Source organism: Streptomyces sp. NPDC001093 (assembly GCF_040298985.1).
GTDB lineage: Bacteria > Actinomycetota > Actinomycetes > Streptomycetales > Streptomycetaceae > Streptomyces.
Genome location: NZ_JBEPBF010000025.1, coordinates 51,060 through 67,311 on the forward strand (window position 1 = coordinate 51,060; position 16,252 = coordinate 67,311).

Consider the following 16,252-nt stretch of genomic DNA (forward strand, 5'->3'; position numbering starts at 1 on the left):
CGATCTGGACCCCGCCACGATGACCAGCACCGAAAAGCGGCCGACGGCTCCGACCGGGCCCTTCTGGGACGAAGCGGTCCGGCCGGTCCTTACCATCGTCGCGATCACCCTGACCATCGCCCAGTGGCCGTCCCGCCGCATCCTGCTGCCCACTCTCGCGCTGCCGCTGTTCGTCCTCGCCTCGATCGGCGCGGTCGGATCGCTGTTCCCGTTGACCCGACTGAGCAACCGTCAGCAGCTCGCCGCGACAACCGCCTCGATGCTGTCCGGTTCGATGCTGCTGCCGCTCGTACACGCGACCGACGCGGCCTCGCTCCTCCCGTACATCGCCGCGTCAACGGCGGGCCGGAAGCTCGACTCCCCCCGGGCCGCCATCGGTGTCGCCGTGACCGGTTCGCTCGTCGCGACCGGCGCAACCTGGCTCGTCCAACTCCGGGTGCCTGACGCACCGCAGTGGCCGTGGTGGGCTTTATTGTCCGTCGGTCTGCCCGTCTACATCGGAATGTCCACGCGGTACCGGCTCGACGCGCTGCGCAGCGCCGAGCACGCGGCTGAGGAGGCCCAGCGCGCCCGGGAGTCCGAGGCACGCGAGGCCGCGCTGATCGAACGCGGACGCATCGCCCGCGAGATCCACGATGTGCTCGGCCACTCGCTGTCCGGGATCGCGATGCAACTGGACCTGGCCGACGCGCTGCACGAGGGCGGCCGAGAGGAGGAGGCAACAGCGGCCGTGCGCCGGGCTCGCGCGCTCGCCGTGGACAGTATCGGCGAGACCCGCCGCGCGGTGCACGCCCTGCGCGAGGACACCCTGCCGCTGCCGGACACACTGCGCCAACTCGCCGAACAGCACGGGGTCGACTTCGCGATCACCGGTGCGGGTGGTAAAAGCGATGCCATCGGTGCCGAGGCGACGCACACGGTCGTCCGGGCCGCGCAGGAGGCGCTCACCAATGCGGCCAAGTACGCTCCAGGCGCGGAGCGCAGCATGCGCCTGGCCCTCACCGCCGACCGCGTCACGCTGACCGTGCGCAACGGGCCCGCAACCGGGCCCCGCCGAGGCGAGCTGGCCGGCGGCACCGGGGTCGGCCTGGTCGGCATGCGCGAACGCGCCGCCCTGCTGGGCGGGACCCTGCAGGCGGAGCCGACCCGGGAGGGCGGCTGGACCGTGGAACTGGAGCTGCCCCGATGACCGGCAACCGCACCGCCGCCATCACCCTGGTGGTCGTCGACGACCAGGCGACCATCCGCGAGGCCCTCGCGGTCATGCTCGACCTCGCCGAGGACGTGACCGTGGTGGCCACCGCGGCCAACGGCGCGGAAGCGGTCGCGGCCGCCGAGGGGCACCATCCCGACGTGCTGCTGATGGACCTCAACATGCCGGTCATGGACGGCGTGGAGGCGACGCAGCGGATCCGCCGGGACCGACCGGACAGCAACATCCTCGTGCTGACCACCTTCGACGACGACGAGTCCATCCTGGCCGCGCTGCAGGCCGGTGCGAACGGCTACCTGACCAAGGAGGCCGATCGCAACACGATCCTGAACGCCGTGCGCACCGCGGCCCAGGGCCAGACCGTGCTCGCCCCCGAGGTACAGCGCCGCCTGCTGACCCTCGCCTCCCGACCCGCGCCCACACCGGCCACTCCGCAACCGGCCACCGCCCCGTCCCCGCCCGACGACCGGACCGCCAACCTGACCGCGCGGGAACGCGAGATACTCGGGCTGATCGGCGAGGGCCTGCGCAACCCGGAGATCGCGGCGCGACTGGTGATCAGCGAGGCCACGGTGAAGACGCACATCAACAACCTGTTCGCCAAGGCGGACCTGCACTCCCGCGCCGACGCCGTCCGCTATGCCCTGCGCCACCATTACCAGGAGAAATAGAGGCAGGCTGAAATCTCGTCACGGCACCTGTAGAGCCTAGATTTCATGGCACAGCCTCAGCTGAGGGGAGTGGGCCCTTCGAGAGATCCTGTGGCCGGAGCCGCCCTTGCGCCACCACGACCGAATCGTCAGTGGTCAACGCGGACCTCGGACACAACCGCGCAGCGCCGCTCCACCCGCAAGGTGCCTCCCAGAGTCGTGCCCGAGTGCTGCCACGCCTCGTGACCAAAACCAGAGGCGGATCTGCGCCGCCAACTCCTGAGGAAGGCCGCCGTGGCCGCAGTCGGTGGTGCGGTCTCCGCGCTCGCCAAGGCGGTCTGGGACACCTTCGGGAACGAGTGACTGTGGCGCGTACGGTCGTGCAAGGCCGCGTGCAAGACTCCCAGGCGTACGACGTCGTCGCGCATCAGCAGGCGGCGATGCCCGAGGAGTTGCTCGGGCCCCTGGTCGCCGGCCCCGAGCACGGCGGCCAGGAGCCGGAGGCTGAGCCTGGGGAGGCGATCGACCTGACGGCGCTGCGGGCTTTGGGGGAGTCCCGCACGGACGTGGAAGCATTGGATCTCACGGCCGAGCGGCTGTGTCACCTCCAGGACGCGTTTGCCGAGGCGGCTGACGACTCCTGCGCCCGCGCGGACCGCTAAGCCGACCAGGGCGATGCCGACGCAGCTCGTCGCCCACGCCCCGGTGCGTGAGGACGACCAGCAGGCGCACCACCTGCAGCAGCCCGGACCGCACCGAGGCCGGGCGGCCGGCCACCGGGCGAACCCGATGTCGTCGTGCGCACCGACGATGCCCGGCATCCACTCCACCGAGTGGAGTCCACCAGCCAGGAGTGCACAGCATCGCCGGGGGCTATGCCGCGCACCCCCCGATGCGCACCCGCCGCACTTCTCCTTGACCACGGTCCGTGTCAAAGAGAACTGCGTCGCCCTCAACCGGCCCGGCCACCGCATCAGGTGCGCACCCCGACCGCACGACGGTGCGGCTACCGGTGCGCTCAGAGGGCGGAGTGCACCGCGTGGGCCAGCACCAGGTGCTCGTTGCGCGTCACTTCAGGGTGTCGGCGGGCTCCGCATGGTCGGGGTCCGGGATGACGTTCACCGTGAATCGGAGCACTCTCGCGTCGGCGGGGAGGACATTCTGCTGCGACCCCAGCCCGCCGCCCGGAGGTGTCGAACGCCCCGTCGGTGGAGGTCCCGGCTCCCCCTTGGAAGCAGCGCCGAGTGGCCGTTGGAGGAAACTCCAGACTTGCGCCCAGTGTGTGTCGGTCGAGTAGGAGGCATTGACGACCCGGGGGACGCTTTCTACATTTCGTTGAACGCGGAATCGCGATTCCGCATTGTGGATTTCCTTATGGGTCGGATCTGTTCTGGCAGCTCCGGCGGGTGGATGACGACACTGCCGTCCGCCGGGGTCGTCCCAGCGTCACCGCGCTCGTCCCGCAGCTCGGTAGTCGTTCCCGGGCCCGAAGCCACTGCCAGATGTGGAGGAACAGCAGGTGGAAGGCCAGACATCGCTTGAGACTGAGGCGTCACGGCATCCCGTCGACGAGGTACTGCCACCCGGCCGGATGGCGACCGTCGCGCTCCAGCACGTAGCCAGCATGTACGCCGGGGTGGCCGCGCCACCGCTGATCATCGGCGCAGCGGCCGGACTGACCGCCGCGCAGCTCACCACCCTGCTCGCCGCCAGCCTGGTCATCGCAGGCGTCGCCACCCTCCTGCAGACGCTGGGCGTCTGGCGGATCGGCTCGCGGCTGCCCTTCGTCAACGGCGTTTCCTTCGCCGTCGTCTCACCGATCCTTGCCGTGGTCGGGGCGAAGAAGGGCGCCGCGCTGCCGCTGATCTTCGGCTCCACCCTGATCGCGGGGCTCTGCTGCTTCCTGCTGGCCCCGGTCTTCTGCCGGCTCGTCAGGTTCTTCCCGCCGGTGGTCAGCGGCACGGTGATCACGCTGATCGGGATCTCACTGCTCCCGGTGGCCGGAAACTGGGCGCAGGGCGGCAACTCCCATGCGGCGGACTACGGTTCGCTGGTCAATCTGGGCCTCGCGGGGCTCACGCTGGTCGCCGTGCTGCTCTTCAACCGCTTCCTGCACGGCTTCCTGCAACGGATCTCGATCCTGCTCGGCCTGCTGGTCGGCACCCTCGCGGCGATCCCGCTCGGCAAGGTCGACATGCACGCGCTCAGCAGCCTGCCGGTCTTCGAACTGCCGCACCCGTTCGCCTTCGGTGCACCTCGCTTCGAGGCGGCCTCGATCATCTCCATGCTGGTGGTGATGGTGGTCTCGATGACCGAGTCCACCGCCGACATGATCGCGCTCGGTGAGGTCGTGGAGCGGCCCGCGGACGACCGCACGATCGCGGGCGGCCTGCGCGCGGACGGGCTGGCGACGGCGTTCGGTGGGGTGTTCAACGGCTTCATCTGCTCGGCCTTCGCACAGAACATCGGGCTGGTGGCGCTGACCAAGATCCGCAGCAGATACGTGGTCGCGCTGGCCGGGGTCTTTTTGATCGTGATGGGTCTGCTGCCACCGGTCGGCGCGCTGGTCTCGCTGGTGCCGCAGCCGGTGCTCGGCGGGGCGGGCGTGGTGCTCTTCGGCTCGGTGGCGGTGGCGGGCATCCGCACGCTCGGCAAGGCGGACCTGAGTGCCGGATCGAACGCGGTCATCGTGGCGGTCAGCCTGGCCTTCGGGATCTTCCCGATCGCCTTCCCTGACTTCTACCATGCCTTCCCCGAGCAGGTCGCGACCGTGCTGAGCTCGGGCATCTCGGCAGGCTGCCTGATGGCCGTCACGCTGAACCTGCTCTTCCATCACCTGGGCCGAAGTCACGAGGTCCCGCCCGCACACGGGCCGGAGGAGCAGATCGCGGTCCCGGAGCAGATCGCGGTCCCGGAGCAGGTGAAGAACGTGAGCTGATCCCGGTCAGCAGGCCGATTCCTCGCGCGGGCTCATCACGACACCGGAGGCGCGGGTCTGGTCGAGCAGCCGTAACAGCTCGATCAGGCCGGCCTTCGCCGGCGTCGGCCGGCCACCCGGGCAGAAGTTCTCCGGGAGCCAGGCCGAGCGCGCCCAGCCGACTGTCGCCGAGCTGCCCCGGCCGTTGGGGCGGGCGGGCCCGCTATCTGCACGCCGTGGCATGACCGGAATGCGGCGAGACCTGCCACCGGCGAAGTCTCAAACCGATCACCCCGGGGGGTCCATGGAACCGTGGGCCACGGGCCGGTCTTCCTGCAGGAAATGGCGGTCTGTCACCTGCGCCGGACCGAGGACGGGTCGACCGTGCCCGCGCTCTGTCGAGCCGCCCCGGGAGTGTGTGGCCCTTCTGACTGCGTCCGACAGGCCCATCCGACATCCGTGACCGCTCACGCACCCCTCCTCCACGCACCTCTCGTTCACCCACCTTGAAGGCAAGGCAGAGCTGGCAACCTTCGCTTCACACCGAAGAACGCAGAGCCCACTTCACCCTGTGGACGAACTACTCCCGATCGCGAAACTCTCGCTGTACGGCTTCCAGCACGTCCTGGCGTGTTACGACGGCGCGGTGGTGGTACCGATCGTGCTGGGCAACGCGCTCGATCTCTCGGCCGAGGAACTCGTCTACCCGATCAACGCGGACCTGTTCACCGCGGGCATCGCCACGATCATCCAAGCCTGGGGTTTCTGACGGATCGGAGCGCGGCTGCCATTCGTCCAGGGGGCGACCTTCACCGCCGCTGTCCGCGTGTGAGGGCGGGCTTGTTGTGTGGGCGGCCCGGCTGATGGGGCAGGGCCGGGATGTGGTGGTCCACGCCGAGGCCGGCCCCGCCCCCGACCGCCGGCCCGTCGGGCCGCCTCACGGTGAGCGGCTGGTCGAGCTGCGCCGCTCGGAGCTGGACGCACTGCGCCTGTACGTGTGCCGCCTCGGTGCCCGGCTGCGGGTGCCGCCGGCCGACGGCCTGGAGGAGAAGGTGCGCACCGCGCGCCAGTTCGGCAGCCTCTGGGTTGTACCTGAACGAGGAACAGATCGAGTCGGTGGCCTACGCCTTCCACCTGCGCTCGGTGGGCGCGTCCGCTGCGGAGGACAACCGCTTCGGCCGCGAATACGGCGTCGTCTTCCGCGTCGGCCGGCAGGTGGGCAGCGGGCGGTCGAACCGCTCAAGCTGAGGCGCCCGGTCTGCCGCCCCTCTCCTGGCAGCCCGCAGCGGCTTTCGCACGCCCTCTGCGGCTGTAACACTGCCCGTACGACGGTCCTGTGTCAGCCCGCCGCACTCTTGGTGCCGGCCCCAGGCCCCACCCAGCCTCCGCGCTGCCCAGCCCGATCTGCTCAACTCCCTCCCCGTAGCCCACCTCCCCGACCTGGACGAGCTGCGGGGACTCTGGCTCCGCGCATTACCCGCCGGACAGGCCCTAGAGCAGGCTGAGGGCCTGCATCGCATCGCGTTCGATGCGCGAGAGCTCGTGGAGGATGGAGCCGGCTTGTATGAGGTTCTTCGCGTCGCCGGATTCGCCTGTTGCCGCGATGAGTACGGCCACTTGTGTCCAGAGGGTGGCGGCCTCGGCATACAGGCTGTGGCCGGTGCGCAGGTGGCTGCTGTTGATCAGCGGGGCGCACTCGGCGAGGAAGTCCCGGTAGAGATTCCGGAACAGGGCGCCGCCGGTGCCGGCCCTCTCCATGAGGACGGCGGTCCGCGGCAGGTCTTCCTGCGGACTGTCACTGCGTTCCAGCCACTTCGGCACTTGCTTGGCGGTCTTCTCGATGCCCCGGTGGCCCAGATTCGCGATGGGCGGGTTCAGGAAGGCGTCGGCGCAGATCTTGATCGCGGGGATGATCCGGTCCTGCAGTGGCTTCGGGCTGCTGGGCGCTGTGATGGTGAAGGAGCGGTGCTTGGCGGTCATGGGGCCGCGTTCGGCCCTGGCTCTGGCCAGGCTGGCGAGACTGGTGGAGACGGCTCCGCCCTGCGGGTCGGTGTCCACCAGGTAGGCGTCCTGTTCGTCGTAGCCGTACATGGCCACGACGTGACCACCGAAGTGCACCTTGGTGCTGAAGTAGTCCAGGTGGTAGCTGTCGAGTTGCAGCCCGACCGGCCGACCGGCGTCGATGGGTGCCGCCACGTTGTGCCATGCCTTGCGCGGGGAGGTGGTCTCTTCGACCAGCAGCTCAAGCCCGAGGGCGGCGGCCAGGTTCCTGGTGAGTTCGAACGGCTTGACCCGGCCTCCCAGGAAGGGAAAACCCATGGCTCTGCTGTCCCAGTAGATGAAGGACAACCCGGAGCCTAGCCCGAACAGCATGGGCTCGGACAAGTCGAGTCCCACATGCCGCAGTAGCACGCCCAGCGCCGTCGTCTCGCAGTGCTGCATGCCGCGGACGTCGATGTCTTTCACCATGGCCATGCCGCTCATTCTTCCCCTCACCTGCCGAACCTGCCGACGACGCCGCAGATGGGCGTGACAGACCACCGCGTCCCAGGCATGACCCGCCGACGGGACCCAGCCACGCCCATGTGCCTGGTTCGCCGGTTGGCAGGCACAGCGTCTGAACTGGTTCGTGGGACATCGGTCTCGTGACTGACGGAGCGCGCCCGCGTCGGCGGGGAGGACCCCATGTGCCCGTCATCCACGTCCCAATGGGGCGGAGCACACGGCCCGGCCGTTCCCCTCGCTGCACCCCTGTCGTTACCCGCGTGTGCCCAGCACATCGAGGTAGTGCCGGTTGTACATCACGCCCAGGATGTTCCCGAAGGGATCGGTCACGGAGGCGGTGACGAACCCCGCACCGCGCTCCGTGAGTGGCTCGTACTCCTTCGCCCCCAGGGACAGCAGCCTTCCGAGAGCCGCGCTCACATCGTCGACATGCCAGTACACGACAGCACCGCCCGGCCGCGTCCCCGCCTCTGCGGGCGCGTAGCGACTGTCGATCAGCCCCAGCTCGTGCTGGTAGTCGCCGAGCCGGAACTCGGCGTACCCCGGCCGCTCGAAGTACGGCTCCACCCCCAGTAGTTCCGTGTACCAGCTCTTCGCCGCCGCCAGATCAGCGGCCCAGAAACTGACGGTGGTAAGCCCTCGCAGCATGGGTGTCCCCTTCCCTCCTGCCGTGGATACCGCATCCCGGCCGATGCCGCGACAGTAGACGTCAATGAGGTCAGAAACTGTCCTCATCGCGCGATGAGTCTTGGCGAACTGATGGCGGTCCGCATGACCGCCCGCTGATCGCCATCAGTCGAAACCCCGGGGCCGTGGCACCGCCCAGGACAGGTGCTGATCGCTGTGGCATGCCCGCGCCCCGGGGGGTTCAGCGGCCGTGGGCCCTCAGCCGAAGTCCTTTGCGTGGTCGCGGGCCCAGTGCGCGAAGCTGTGGCCGGGCCGACCCAGCACACGCCGCACGGTCGGTGTACACGGCTACCGCCGGTCGCGGCCAGGGAAAGGAACTGCAAGATCGCTTCGACAGTTGCCGGGTCGGAAGAGCGACCGTAGCGCTCGCGGGCCTGGTCCGGGGAGAGTTCCTCGATGCGCAGAGTCCTGCCGATCGCCTGCCCGATCTGTTCCACCTGGCGGCGCTGCGAGATCAGTTCGGGTCCTGTCAGCACGGCCGCGCTCGATGGATCGGTCGCCACCGCATCCTCGGCACCGACACGCAGCGCCGTGACCGCGACGGCTGCGACGTCGCGTTCGTGGACCGGCGCCGTGACGGCGTCGGGGTGGACCAGCCGCACCGTGCCGCTCGACCTGATCGACCCCGCCCAGCGCAGGCTGTTGCTTGCCAGGACCAGGGGCCGCACCGGCGTCCAGGGCAGGCCGGCGGCTGACAGTGCGTCCTCGACCGCACGGTGCTCCTGGGCGATCGCGTTGTGCTCCATGCCCGGCAGCAGAACACTGCCGGAGGAGAGCAGTACGACGCGTTCAAGGCCTGCCTCGGCGGCCACTGTGGTGTGGCAAAGCCTTCGGCGCTGGCCGGCGGGGCGTAGAGAAACACCCGGCGCACGCCGTCGAGTGCGGAGCGCAGGGTGTCGAGCCGGGTGAGGCCGGCGGTCACGACTTCGGCCGCGTCCGGCAGGTCGGCTCCAGCCCGAGGGTCGCGCACAGAGGCACGAACGGGTTCGCCGACAGCGAGCAGTTGGTCCACGACATGGCGACCGACGCCACCTCGGGCTCCGATGACCAGAGTGGTCATGATGTGCTCCTCTCGCAGAATCAGCTCCGGCGAGGGCGAGCACAGGCACGTCAGGCGACCCGCGAAACGACCAGGAGCCGGTTACAGCCCGGCTGACGTGCAACGCGGTGCTACAGGGCGCTCAACCTCGACCGGATGCGTTCCGGTACTCGCGCCTCAGGGCCACCGCAGTGACTGGCGAAGCGTTCCGACGCCGCGCTTCGCCTACCGGAACCGTAGCACTGCCCTCGCCGCGAGCATGGCACCACGGCGGTACGAGCGGTCGTGCCTCGCAAAGTGGTGTATCTGGCACGAGTTCGTGATGCCGCGGACCGCAGGTACAGGAGCGGCCAACGCTCGGCCCCGGCGGGCACTTGACCGTGACCGGCGTGGATTCGGTTCGGCGCCGGGTATCGCGGTCTGCCCCCGATCACTGCACGGTCGCGGCACAAGCATCCAGACCAGCCCGGCCGCTACGCGGTGAAGCCGCCGTCGATCGTGAGGCTGGCTCCGGTGACAAAGGCCGCCACTGGCCCCGTGAGGTACGAGACCAGGGCGGCGATCTCCCGCCGGCTGCCGGTACGCGGTAGGGCCAGCCACTTGAGCATGGCCTCGGCCAGCGGCCCGTCTGGAGTGGAGTGGCCGGGGGAGGGCGTAGTACCCAGGGGGGCGGGCCTGGGACGGACGGTACCGGTGCCCTACCACGGCCTGGGCGGCGACTACTTCACCCGGCGGGATCCCGAACGGGCCGCACGCCGAGCCGAGCCGCAGTCTCCCGGCTCAACGAACTCGGCTTCTGCGGCACTCTCGACCCTATGGACGCCGTTTCCGCATGAACGGGTCGAACGAAGCTCGGCGGGCATGGTCCCGACCGGGCCAACAGTCTCGCTCGGAACCGCCTCTACCTGCAGTTGTTTACGCGTCAGAGACGCTCGGCGGCTCTCACGCGATCTGCTCCCCGTCGGGGTGGTCGGTGGACTTCGACAGCTCGTTCCAGGCGGCTGTCTCCGCATCGAAGGCGGAGCGGGCCTCGGCGACGAGGCGGAGGGCGTCGCTGCCGAGGATGAGGTGGGTCGGCGGCTTTTCGGCCTCCACGATGGCGAGCAGGGCACGGCCGGCTTGGGCGGGATCGCCGAGCTGCTGACCGCGCATGTCGAGGCGGCGTTCGCGGATCGGGGCGAAGATCGGGTCGTAGTCGGCGACAGTGCTCTCTACGCGGTGCATGGAGCGGCCGGCCCAGTCGGTGCGGAAGGAGCCGGGCTCGATCGCCGTGACGTGGATGCCGAATGGTGCGACCTCCAGGGCGAGCGTGGCCGCAATGCCCTCTACGGCGAACTTGGAGCCGTGATAGGCGGCCAGGCCAGGGAACGCGCGCAGACCGCCCATAGAGGTCACGAACAGGATGTGCCCGGCACGGCGCTCGCGCATGCGGGGCAGAACGGCTTGGGTGACCGCGATGACGCCGAAGACGTTGACGTCGAACTGGTGGCGGAAGGTGTCGGGCGGGGTTTCCTCGAAGGTGCCCTCGACGCCGTAGCCGGCGTTGTTGACGAGTACGTCGATGGGGCCCACCTTGTCCTCGATCGCTGCGACGGTCGGCGCGATGGCATCGGTGTCGGTGACGTCCAGCACGCGGGCGTGAGCGCGGCCCGGAGCGAAGTGCTCGAAGGCGGCGATCTGGTCCGGGTTCCGGACGGTGCCGATGACGGTGTGGCCGGCCTCGAGGGCGGCGGTGGCGAAGGCGCGGCCGAGGCCGCTGCTCACGCCGGTGATGAGAAAGGTGCGGGACATGTGTCTCTCCGTGGGAATCGGAAGTGTCAGACGGTGGAGCGCATAAACCCGTCGAGGGCAGTGCGCGTGAGCTTCTCGGCGCTTGTCCGTGAGGTCGTAGTGGCCGGTGAGCCTGCGGGAGATGAGTGGCCCGAAGAGGATGCCGATGACGTCGTCCGCGTCGGTGTCGGGCGAGGCGTCATCGCGGTCGACGGCGCGTTGCCACAGGGCCGCGACGGCCTGCGGCGGAACGTCTCCCGGCCATGGTCGGTGTCGCCGTCAACGGCTGTTCGCGGATGCCTCGTTCGAGGTGGTGACCGTACCTGGGCCGGTGGAACGTCGCGGCGCCGCGGAGCCTTCCGCGGGCCCGGACCTCGCCAGCCACAGGCCGGTGAACACGGCGGTGGCCAAAGTGACCGTGCCGGCAGCGAGGAAGGCGCTGTTGAGGCCGGTCTCGAAGGAGGCGCCGCCGGATTGCCGGGTGCGGACGATGGCTCCGAGCACCGCCACGCCGAGCACCGCGCCGATCTGCCGGGTGGTGCTGCTGATGCCTGATGCGAGGCCGCCTTCCTGCGGGCCGACTGCTTGGATGGCGGCTCCCGTCAGTGGGGACATGGTCAGGGCGAAGCCGATGCCGACGACTCCCAGCCGCCACCACACGTTCCCGTAGCCGGTGTTGGCGTGCACCATGCCGAGCGCCAGCAGTCCCAGGCCGGCCAGGGCCAGGCCGGTGGTCACCACGATTCGGAAGCCGTACCGGGCGGCGAGCCGGCCCGCGTACGGGCTGACGATCACCATGGCGAGGGATGCCGGCAGGGTCTGCAGTCCGGCACGCAGGATCGAGCTGCCCTGGACGTACACGAAGAACTGGGAGAAGAAGAACGACGAACCCATGAGCGCGAACCCCACCACGACCATGGCGGTGTTGGACACGGTGAACAGCCGCTGCCGGAACAGCCGCAGCGGCAGCATCGGAGCGGAACGACGCGCTTCGACGGCGGCGAAGGCGGCGAGGAGGATCACCGCGACGGTGAAGCTGCCCAGGATCACCGGCGACGTCCAGCCGCGGGCACCACCCTCGATCAGCCCGTAGGTCAACGCCCCCACCCCCGGAACGGACAGCACCGTCCCCGGACCATCGATCGCGGGGGCGCTCGGATTGCGGGCCTCTTCAAGGCTGCGCAGACCGACCAGCACAAGGACCACGCCGATGGGCAGATTGACCAGGAAGATGGCGGGCCAGCCGAAGGCATCTGTCAGCATGCCGCCGGCCACGGGGCCTGCGGCCAGGCCGATTCCGCTGAATCCGGCCCACAGCCCGATCGCCTTGATTCGTTCTTGCGGCACGGGATGGGCGGCGGCGATCAGGGCCAGCGAGGCAGGGCTCAGCGCCGCGGCTCCGATCCCCTGCAGCGCCCGCCCGGCGACCAGCCAGCCGACCGAGGGCGCGAGGCTGCACAGCACCGACGCGGTGGTGAACACCGCCACGCCGGTCAGGTACACGCGCTTGCGGCCGAACCGGTCGGCGAAGACACCGCCGGACAGCAGGAGCATGGCGACCAGCAGTACGTACGCGTCGACGATCCACTGCAGACCGGTCAGCTGAGTGTGCAGCCGGTGCTGCATATCGGGCAGCGCTGCTCCCACAATCGTGTTGTCGAGCAGGACCATGAATTGGCCTAAGCAGGTCACCGTGAGCAGCACGGCCCGGTTTGGGCGACTGCCTGCGGCCGCAGACGATGCAGCCATGGGGAGTCCTCTCCATCGTTGGTTGCGCCTCTCCACGGCCGACGCGGTCAGCCTCCGGGCGCTCTAAAGCAGCCAGTGGCTGCGTTAGGCGACTGTAAGGAGGGTTGCCTCGCAAACGCAAGTCACGACTGCGTTAAGGTGGGGGCATGAACGAGCGACAGCGAGCCCGGCGGCCCGGCGGGCGCAGCGCCCGCGTCGGCATGAAGGTGCACCAGGCCGTCACCGACCTGATCAGCGAGCGCGGCTACGGCAACTTCACCGTCGGCGAGGTCGCAGCCCGCGCGGGCGTGGCCGACAGCAGCATCTACCGCCGGTGGGGCAGCCTGGAAACCCTGCTCACCGACGTGGCACTCACCCGCCTCAACGCGCAGTCGCCGATGCCCGACACCGGGAGCCTGGCCGGCGACCTGCGCACTTACGCGGCCAACGTGGCCCGCGAGATCACCGGACCCGACGGCCTGGCGTTGCTGCGCCTGGCCGTCGCCCTGTCCAGCAACGGTCAGCAGGGCCTGCAGGCGCTTGACGACCTCCTCGCCGAACGCACCCGGCAACTGCAGTCCATGCTCGATCGCGCCCGCGAACGCGGCGAGCACGCACCCGACGCGTTCGGCGTGCTGGACCACATCCTGGCCCCGATGTATATCCGCGTCTTGCTCGGCAGGGGCCCGCTCACCCCGGACTACGTCGATGGGCTGGTCGACCGATTGCTGTGACCTCGACCTGGTCCGCAAGGGGTAATGCTGCGCGCTCAACTGGCCCGCTCCACCCCATCGAGCCCACCCGATGCGCCACTCCCGCACCGCTGGCAGCACCCGTGCGCATAGGCCACCGAGTGGATGCGCAAACCGGCGGACTGGGGTGCGCTTCGTGCTGCGCACCAGATGCACGATGCGCACCGGTTGGATGCGCACCACCGCGCGAGTGTGTTGGAAGCGTCCCAACCGGTCTGGCACATCGAGTCGGACGGGATCTGCCGGATAGGCTCGGCGAAATCATCCGAGACCAGGCGACGGGTGGGTAACTGATCGTTTCAGAATGAGGTTCGCAGGCGGCGGAGGCGTATGAGGCTGCAGGCCAGTTCGAGCAGGCCCTGGTGGAGATCGGCGCGTCGTTCGAACAGCACGTACATGACGCCGGCGAGTGCTGTCCTGCCGGGAACAGGCAGCCGACCGGGATAGCGGCGGCGCCGTGCGGGAGCGGGCGGCAGCAGCGAGGCCACCCGCTCCCACAGGTCGTCAGGAACAAGACCAGTACGCACTCCGGACACACCCTCTCGACCAAGATCGCCGAGCACAGGACCCGCGACTCAACTCACTGAAGCGATCGGTAAGGAGGTAGGCCCCGTGGCGCCCACCGCTGTTCGCGCCGCCGCCACGAATGCTGCGATCGCCGGGTGCGTGCCGCCGCCCGCGCGGAAGGCGACCTTCGAACGGCGGAAGAGGGGCAGCCGGGTCAGGACCACGCCCTCGGGGGCGTGTGCGGCGGCCATCTCCGGTACGAACCCGGCGCCTTGCCCGATGGCGGCCAGTGCCAGGACCGTACGGAAATCGTTGACCTGGTGGCGGATGCGCGGCTGGAAACCGGCCGCCTGGCAGGCGCGTACGGCCATCGCGTGACCGGTCGTACCGTCCCGGGCCGTGATCCATGGGGACGCGGCCCACGGTCCGAGCAGTTCCGCCAGCGTGTCGCCGCGGGCGGCGGGACCTCTTGCGGGATCGGTGTCGGTGGAGTCGCCCGTTGCCAGGTACATCGGCTCCTCCAACAGGGGCACCTGGTCGACCGTGGTGTCCGGGGACGCGGGCACGAAGTCGTAGTCGTGGACGAGGGCCACGTCGAGTTCGCCGGCACGTAGGCCGTCGGAGACCCGCGCCGAGTCGATCTCCTGCACCATCGGTTCCAGCGCGGGATGCCGCCGGGCCAGTTCGGCCAGCGTGGCGGGCACGATCGCGGGGCCGCCAGAGGGAAACGTCCCGATCCGCAGCGGCCCGCCGATGCCCTCGCGTGCCCCGGCCAGCTCGGAGACCGCCAGTTCGAGGCGTTCGAGGACGGCGTCGGCGTGGGTGACGAGGGCGCGGCCCGCGGGGGTGAGCACCACCCGTCTGCCACTTCGTTCCAGCAGGGGTACGCCCGCCTCGCGCTCGAGCACGCTCAGCTGCTGGGAGACGGCCGAGGCGGTGAAGGTCAGCGCCTCGGCGACGGCCGCGATGGTGCCGCGTCGGTCCAGTTCGCGCAGCAGGTGAAGACGTCGGACATCGAGCATAAGGTGAGCTTACGTATTAGCGAAGAAACATGAACTGGATCTATTGGGTTTGTGTCGGTCAGGCTGGGCGCATGAAGCCCGAAGCGAACCTCACCGGCCTGTTTGTCCCCTTGGTGACCCCGTTCACCGACGACCTGCGCCTTGCCCCGGACGCGCTCGCCCGGCTCGCCAATGAGGCACTGTCAGTCGGCGGGGCGCGCGGACTCGTTGCCCTGGGCACTACCGCGGAGGCGGCCACGCTGACCACCGAGGAGAAGCAGGCCGTGGTCCGCATCTGCTCGGCCGCCTGCCGGGCACACGGCGCTCCGCTGATCGTCGGCGTCGGCACCAACGACACCGCCTCCGCCATCACGACACTGCGGGAGCTCGCTCAGAGCGGTGACGTGACCGCGGCGCTGGTTCCCGCGCCGCCCTACACCCGGCCCGGCGAGGCGGGAACGCTGGCACACTTCACGGCGCTCGCCGAACACGGGGGCCTGCCGCTGGTCGTCTACGACATCCCGTACCGCACCGCTCAGCCCCTCAGCACCAGCACCCTGAACGCGCTCGGGCACCTGCCGCAGGTCGTCGGGGTCAAGTACGCGACCGGTGCGATCGACGCGGCCGCGATGGAACTGCTCGGCTCGTCGGCACCGGGCTTCGCGGTGCTCGGCGGCGATGACGCCGTCATCTCGCCGCTGCTCGCGGCGGGCGCGCGCGGAGGCATCCTGGCGTCGGCCAACGTCCGCACCGCTGACTTCGCCGAGCTGATCTCGCTGTGGCAGCGCGACGCCGCCGGACCGGCCCGCAGGCTGGGAGCCGAGCTGGCCCGGCTGTCCGCCGCGCTCTTCGCCGAACCGAACCCGACCGTTATCAAGGGGGTGTTGCACGCCCAGGGCCGCATCCCCAGCCCGGCCGTCCGGCTGCCGCTGCTGGCCGCCTCCGCCGATTCGGTCCGGCGGGCGGCGGACCTGGCCACCGCCCGGAGCCACCAAGCCCACCAAGAGGCCGCGGCCTGACACAGGCACATGGTCCCCCGAGGGGGAATTCGTGCACGACGATGCAAGCCGATTGCGCCCGCCCGCTCCCGCGCCACCACACGCCCTACATGGGCATTGCTCGTCGGTGATCAACCGGTCGATCAGGGTCAGCTGCCGCGTGGTCTGCTGCTCGACGACGCGGCGGACGAACCGCATGGCTTCGTATGCGGCAAGGAGCAGCGTTCCGACAGCAGTTCGGGCGGCACCGAGGACACCGGCCCCTCTCGGATGCTCACGGCTTCGGGAGGGGCCGCGGACGCTCGGGAGGCGGCGACCCTGGTCCAAGCGTCTGAGGCCGGTCACCGGCTGAGGACAAAAGCGCTGGCCACGGGTGTAGGCGGTCGGCCATGTCCGCGCCGTTGCCGACCACCACGCCCTGGGCCAGAGGCGTCTCCCGAAGTCGCGAACATCGCCTCCGCGCACGACCGTGCGACGCCCGGAGT

The 16,252-nt window shown here is 69.8% G+C and carries 16 protein-coding genes and 3 pseudogenes; 9 read left to right on the plus strand and 10 right to left on the minus strand.

Going from position 1 to position 16,252, the window contains the following annotated elements:
- The first annotated feature begins 19 nt into the window (after positions 1–19).
- From ABT288_RS15495 to ABT288_RS15510, 4 genes are all read left to right on the plus strand, one after another.
- Positions 20–1,189 (plus strand): sensor histidine kinase, encoded by a 1,170-nt coding sequence (locus ABT288_RS15495; RefSeq protein ID WP_351607207.1) that lies wholly within the window; start codon positions 20–22, stop codon positions 1,187–1,189.
- Positions 1,186–1,884 (plus strand): response regulator, encoded by a 699-nt coding sequence (locus tag ABT288_RS15500; RefSeq protein WP_351607209.1) that lies wholly within the window; start codon positions 1,186–1,188, stop codon positions 1,882–1,884. The genes ABT288_RS15495 and ABT288_RS15500 overlap by 4 nt, the downstream gene beginning before the upstream one ends.
- A gap of 371 nt (positions 1,885–2,255) precedes the next feature.
- Positions 2,256–2,525: a hypothetical protein gene (locus tag ABT288_RS15505; protein ID WP_351607211.1), complete on the plus strand. Its 270-nt coding sequence runs from the start codon at positions 2,256–2,258 to the stop codon at positions 2,523–2,525.
- 929 nt (positions 2,526–3,454) lie between these two features.
- Positions 3,455–4,801, plus strand: coding sequence for a nucleobase:cation symporter-2 family protein (locus ABT288_RS15510; protein ID WP_351607213.1), 1,347 nt, complete (start codon positions 3,455–3,457; stop codon positions 4,799–4,801).
- Between the two features lie 6 nt (positions 4,802–4,807).
- Here the strand turns inward: ABT288_RS15510 and ABT288_RS15515 are convergent, their stop codons facing one another.
- On the minus strand, positions 4,808–5,023 hold the full coding sequence (locus ABT288_RS15515; protein WP_351607216.1) for a hypothetical protein: 216 nt from the start codon (positions 5,021–5,023) through the stop codon (positions 4,808–4,810).
- 328 nt (positions 5,024–5,351) lie between these two features.
- Between ABT288_RS15515 and ABT288_RS15520 the strand changes: the two genes are divergently transcribed.
- The 3 genes and pseudogenes from ABT288_RS15520 to ABT288_RS15525 all read left to right on the plus strand — a co-directional run bounded on the left by ABT288_RS15520 (position 5,352) and on the right by ABT288_RS15525 (position 6,028).
- The gene (locus ABT288_RS15520) at positions 5,352–5,549 is read left to right on the plus strand and encodes a solute carrier family 23 protein (RefSeq protein ID WP_351607217.1); all 198 of its coding nucleotides are present in this window, start codon (positions 5,352–5,354) and stop codon (positions 5,547–5,549) included.
- A gap of 49 nt (positions 5,550–5,598) precedes the next feature.
- Positions 5,599–5,838: pseudogene (locus ABT288_RS50205) on the plus strand (DUF6417 family protein); the annotation flags it as partial.
- Between the two features lie 28 nt (positions 5,839–5,866).
- On the plus strand, positions 5,867–6,028 hold the full coding sequence (locus tag ABT288_RS15525; protein ID WP_351607220.1) for a DUF6417 family protein: 162 nt from the start codon (positions 5,867–5,869) through the stop codon (positions 6,026–6,028).
- A gap of 243 nt (positions 6,029–6,271) precedes the next feature.
- On the opposite strand, the gene ABT288_RS15530 is transcribed toward ABT288_RS15525, so the two are convergent.
- The 7 genes and pseudogenes from ABT288_RS15530 to ABT288_RS15560 form a co-directional block, all read right to left on the minus strand.
- Positions 6,272–7,255 (minus strand): BtrH N-terminal domain-containing protein, encoded by a 984-nt coding sequence (locus ABT288_RS15530; RefSeq protein WP_351607222.1) that lies wholly within the window; start codon positions 7,253–7,255, stop codon positions 6,272–6,274.
- Between the two features lie 282 nt (positions 7,256–7,537).
- Entirely contained in the window at positions 7,538–7,933 is a 396-nt protein-coding gene (locus ABT288_RS15535) for a VOC family protein (protein WP_351607225.1), read from the minus strand.
- Between the two features lie 83 nt (positions 7,934–8,016).
- Positions 8,017–8,784, minus strand: coding sequence for a Rossmann-fold NAD(P)-binding domain-containing protein (locus ABT288_RS15540; RefSeq protein WP_351607319.1), 768 nt, complete (start codon positions 8,782–8,784; stop codon positions 8,017–8,019).
- 44 nt (positions 8,785–8,828) lie between these two features.
- Positions 8,829–9,032: pseudogene (locus ABT288_RS15545) on the minus strand (NAD(P)H-binding protein); the annotation flags it as partial.
- Between the two features lie 452 nt (positions 9,033–9,484).
- Positions 9,485–9,676, minus strand: a complete 192-nt coding sequence (locus tag ABT288_RS15550) for an SDR family oxidoreductase (RefSeq protein ID WP_351607313.1) — start codon at positions 9,674–9,676, stop codon at positions 9,485–9,487.
- Between the two features lie 277 nt (positions 9,677–9,953).
- Complete coding sequence (locus ABT288_RS15555; protein WP_351607228.1) at positions 9,954–10,802, minus strand: oxidoreductase; 849 nt, start codon at positions 10,800–10,802, stop codon at positions 9,954–9,956.
- 258 nt (positions 10,803–11,060) lie between these two features.
- Positions 11,061–12,530, minus strand: a complete 1,470-nt coding sequence (locus ABT288_RS15560; protein ID WP_351607231.1) for an MFS transporter — start codon at positions 12,528–12,530, stop codon at positions 11,061–11,063.
- Between the two features lie 146 nt (positions 12,531–12,676).
- On the opposite strand from ABT288_RS15560, the gene ABT288_RS15565 reads away from it, so the two are divergent.
- Entirely contained in the window at positions 12,677–13,243 is a 567-nt protein-coding gene (locus tag ABT288_RS15565; protein WP_351607233.1) for a TetR/AcrR family transcriptional regulator, read from the plus strand.
- 404 nt (positions 13,244–13,647) lie between these two features.
- On the opposite strand, the pseudogene ABT288_RS15570 reads toward ABT288_RS15565, so the two are convergent.
- Both ABT288_RS15570 and ABT288_RS15575 read right to left on the minus strand, forming a co-directional pair.
- A pseudogene (locus ABT288_RS15570) lies at positions 13,648–13,788 on the minus strand (IS5/IS1182 family transposase); the annotation flags it as partial.
- A 48-nt stretch (positions 13,789–13,836) separates the two neighbouring features.
- Entirely contained in the window at positions 13,837–14,790 is a 954-nt protein-coding gene (locus tag ABT288_RS15575) for a LysR family transcriptional regulator (RefSeq protein WP_351607236.1), read from the minus strand.
- 71 nt (positions 14,791–14,861) lie between these two features.
- Here ABT288_RS15575 and ABT288_RS15580 point away from each other — a divergent pair, with 71 nt between their 5' ends.
- A complete protein-coding gene (locus ABT288_RS15580) occupies positions 14,862–15,788 on the plus strand; it encodes a dihydrodipicolinate synthase family protein (protein ID WP_351607239.1) in 927 nt (308 codons plus the stop codon).
- Positions 15,789–16,252 lie beyond the last annotated feature (464 nt).